The organism is Nonomuraea diastatica (assembly GCF_004349015.1).
GTDB classification, from domain to species: Bacteria; Actinomycetota; Actinomycetes; order Streptosporangiales; family Streptosporangiaceae; genus Nonomuraea; species Nonomuraea diastatica.
In genome coordinates this window covers 1-3,535 of the sequence record NZ_SMKP01000359.1, presented here as the reverse complement: position 1 = coordinate 3,535, position 3,535 = coordinate 1, and the positions used below count along the sequence as shown (strand labels likewise).

At 69.6% G+C, this 3,535-nt stretch carries 3 protein-coding genes; 2 read left to right on the top strand and 1 reads right to left on the bottom strand.

The features are described from left to right. Positions 1-192 precede the first annotated feature (192 nt). The gene (locus E1294_RS51470; protein ID WP_132520531.1) at positions 193-1,134 is read right to left on the bottom strand and encodes an RNA polymerase sigma-70 factor; all 942 of its coding nucleotides are present in this window, start codon (positions 1,132-1,134) and stop codon (positions 193-195) included. 254 nt (positions 1,135-1,388) lie between these two features. Between E1294_RS51470 and E1294_RS51465 the strand changes: the two genes are divergently transcribed. Both E1294_RS51465 and E1294_RS51460 read left to right on the top strand, forming a co-directional pair. After that, entirely contained in the window at positions 1,389-2,240 is an 852-nt protein-coding gene (locus E1294_RS51465) for an SDR family NAD(P)-dependent oxidoreductase (RefSeq protein WP_132520528.1), read from the top strand. Positions 2,241-2,291: 51 nt separating this feature from the next. After that, on the top strand, positions 2,292-3,500 hold the full coding sequence (locus tag E1294_RS51460; RefSeq protein WP_132520525.1) for an NAD(P)/FAD-dependent oxidoreductase: 1,209 nt from the start codon (positions 2,292-2,294) through the stop codon (positions 3,498-3,500). Positions 3,501-3,535: the final 35 nt, after the last annotated feature.

Below are 3,535 nucleotides of genomic sequence, written 5' to 3'. Positions count from 1 at the left end.
GCCGTTCGTAGGCGGCGGGCGGGGTGAACGGGCAGCCACGCTTGACCGGCAGTTCCGGGTCGGTGCGTTCACCGGTAACGCTGCTCGGCATGAAGGGCCTCCTGGTAGGGGATCGGGCTGGATCTGTTCGGGGCTGTTTGGGGATGATGCCAGACGCGGTGTCTGGTCAGGTGGCTGTTTCGTCGCTGGTGTTCATCGCAGGGTGAGTGGGGTCTCCGATGCGATGCGGGTCAGCTTCTGCGGGTTGCGGACGTAGTAGAGGTCGGTGATGCGGGCGTCCTCGACCCGGACCGCTATGACGCCGTCGATCTCGCCGTCCACGCGGAGCAGGAGTGCCGGGTTGCCGTTGACCACGGTGGGCTCGCTGGTGAGCGCGATCCGGGCTTTGCCGAGGCCCTCGACGATCATGCGGGCCACCTTGTCGGCTCCGGTGATCGGCCGCGGCGCGGCCTGCTTGACGCCGCCGCCGTCGCTCACCAGGACGACCTGCGGGGCCAGCACGTCAAGCAGGCCCTGCAGGTTATTGGTTTCCAACGCGCGCTGGAACGACTCCAACACCGCCCGGGCCTGGCTCGGGGAGACCACCTCGCGCGGGCGGCGTGCCTCGACGTGCCGGCGGGCGCGGTGCGCGATCTGCCGGACGGCCGCGGGGGTCTTGCCGACGGCGGCCGCGATCTCCTCGTGACTGACACCGAAGACCTCGCGCAGCACGAAGACGGCGCGTTCGGTGGGGGACAGCGTCTCGAGTACGAGCATGAGCGCCATCGACACGCTCTCGGCGAGCTCGACGTTCTCGGCCACGTCCGGCGCAGTGAGCAGCGGCTCAGGCAACCAGGAGCCGATGTAGTCCTCCTTACGGCGCCGAAGGGTGCGCAGCCGATCCAGCGAGCGCCGGGTGGCGATCCGCACCAGATAGGCCCGCTGGTCGTGCACCTGCCCAAGGTCGACCTTGACCCACCGCAACCAGGTTTCCTGCAGGGCGTCCTCGGCGTCGGCCGCCGAGCCGAGCATCTCGTAGGCGACGGTGAACAGCAGGTTGCGGTGGACGAGGAATGCCTCGGTCGCCGGATCCATCCGGCCGCCACCAGCCATCGACTCGGCTGCGCCCGTCGTGGCATCCCCGCGCTCGTTCATACCTGCCTCCTGCCCGTTCACCCGGCAACTCCTGCTCCATACACAAGGCGCCGGCGCCCACCGCTGTGTGACACCCGTGATCGGTGACCCACGTCATATGACCGCACTGTCACAAAGTTCGGGGCGCCGACGCCGCATGGTCAGCAGGCCACGCGAACGATCCGCGCGGCACACAACTCCCCGAACGATCACCTTGGCCCCGTTACGTGGTGACCACCGCGCAACCGCCATCGCAGAAGGAGCGCAAAGACATCATGAGCAAGGTCTGGTTCGTCACCGGTTCGTCGCGCGGCCTGGGCCGCAACTTCGTCGAGGCCGCCCTGTCGCGCGGCGACAAGGTGGCCGCGACCGCACGGACCACCGCAAGCCTGGACGATCTGGCCGCCGCCTACGGCGAGGCGGTGCTTGCGCTGGAGCTGGACGTGACCGACAAGGCCGCCGTCTTCGAGAGTGTCAAGCGGGCCGCCGAGCACTTCGGCCGTCTCGACGTCATCGTCAACAACGCCGGCTACGCCCAGGTCGGCACGATCGAGGAGCTGACCGAGCAGCACCTGCGCGACCAGCTGGAGACCAACCTGTTCGGCGCGGTATGGGTGATCCAGGCCGCGCTGCCCTGCCTGCGCGAGCAGGGCTCGGGGCACATCATCCAGCTGTCCTCGGCGGCCGGGCTCATGGCGATGCCGCTCAGCGGCGCCTACAGCGCCTCCAAGTGGGCCCTGGAAGCCGTGAACGAATCCCTCGCCCAAGAGGTCGCCGAGTTCGGCATCAAGGTGACCGTGATCGAGCCCGGCGGCTTCGCCACCAGGGACGGCAAGAACCCCGACCCCCTCAACAACGGCCACCTGGCCGAGCCCGACCCGGTCTACGACGGCCTCCGCCAGCGGATCGCCGCGTTCGCGGGAAAGCAGCCCGCCGGCGACCCTGCCGCCGCCGCCCAGGCACTCCTCACAATCGTCGACTCCGGCAACCCGCCCCTGCGGGTGCTCTTCGGGCAGGGCTTCTACCCCATGCTCCAGCAGGTCTACGCCGACCGGCTCACGACCTGGGCCGACTGGCAAGAGCTTTCGGCGCAGGCTCACGGCACCCCCGACCAAGAACATCGGTGACCCAGGGCCGAGCCAACTCACCACAAGCACGCCAACCGACAGGAGCGCCACATGAAGCACCGCATCGTCGTCCTCGGCGCCGGCTATGCCGGAGCCTACGCGGCCGGCAACCTGGCCCGCCGGCTGTCTTCGAAGGACACCGAGATCACCGTGGTCAACGCCGTGCCGGACTTCGTCCAGCGAATGCGGCTGCCCCAGCTGGCGGCCGGCCAGGAGATCGAAGCTCCCAAACTCGCCGACGTCTTCGCGCACACGGGGATACGGCTGCGCCTGGCCCGCGTCACCGCCGTCGACCCCGAGCGCCAGGTCGTCACCGTGGCCGACAGCGGCGGCGGCGAACTCGGCTACGACACGCTTGTCTACGCCCTCGGCAGCCACGTCGCCGACCACGGCGTCCCCGGCGTGGCCGAGCACGCCTTCGACGTCACCGGCCGTCCCTCGGCACTGCGCCTGCGCGAACGCCTGGACAGCCTGGACAGGCGCGGCGAAGGCGGGAACGTACTGCTCGTCGGCGACGGGCTGACCGGCATCGAAACCGCCACCGAGATCGCCGAAGCCCGGCCCGCCCTGTCAGTGACACTCATCGCCCGCGGCGAACTGGGCGCCCGGCTCTCCACCGGAGCCCGCGGCCACCTGCGCCGGGCCTGCGACCGGCTGGGCATCACCGTCGTGGAGCACACCAGCGTCCAAGCCGTCGAAGCGACGCGGGTGCTGTGCGCCGACGGCACCACCCTGACATCCGACGCGACCGTGTGGAGCGCCGGGTTCGCGGTCAACCCCATCGCCGCCGCCGGCGGGCTGGAGGTCACCGGCAACGGTCAGATCGTCGTCGATCGCACCATGCGGTCGGTCTCGCACCCGAACGTGTACGCCATCGGCGACAGCGTCTACGCCATCGGCGACAACGGCCGGCCACTGCCGATGTCCTGCGCCTCGGCCGGCTACACCAGCCGGCAGGCCATCGAGGCGATCGTGGGACACCTGACCGGCCGCACGATCGCCAACACCAAACTGGTCTACACCTACAACCACATCAGCCTCGGGCGGCGGGAGGGGATCCTGCAGATGGTCGACGACGAAGGGCGGGCAAAGCCGACGTACAAGGGCGGCCGCAAAGGCGCGCACATCAAGGCGGGCATCCTCAAGATGGCTCTGTGGGCCACCTCACACCCCACCTACGGCCTGCCCAAACGCAAGCACCGCCTGGCCACCGCACCGGACACGATCGCCGAGAAGGTAGGCCGCGTAGCCGCCTCGTAGAGCGCGGCCCGCGCGGACAACACCGCCACTGATCG

Bases quoted from the DNA above. Each gene is read 5' to 3' on its own strand.
- E1294_RS51470 (WP_132520531.1), bottom strand. From the start codon at position 1,134: ATGAACGAGCGCGGGGATGCCACGACGGGCGCAGCCGAGTCGATGGCT.
- E1294_RS51465 (WP_132520528.1), top strand. From the start codon at position 1,389: ATGAGCAAGGTCTGGTTCGTCACCGGTTCGTCGCGCGGCCTGGGCCGC.
- E1294_RS51460 (WP_132520525.1), top strand. From the start codon at position 2,292: ATGAAGCACCGCATCGTCGTCCTCGGCGCCGGCTATGCCGGAGCCTAC.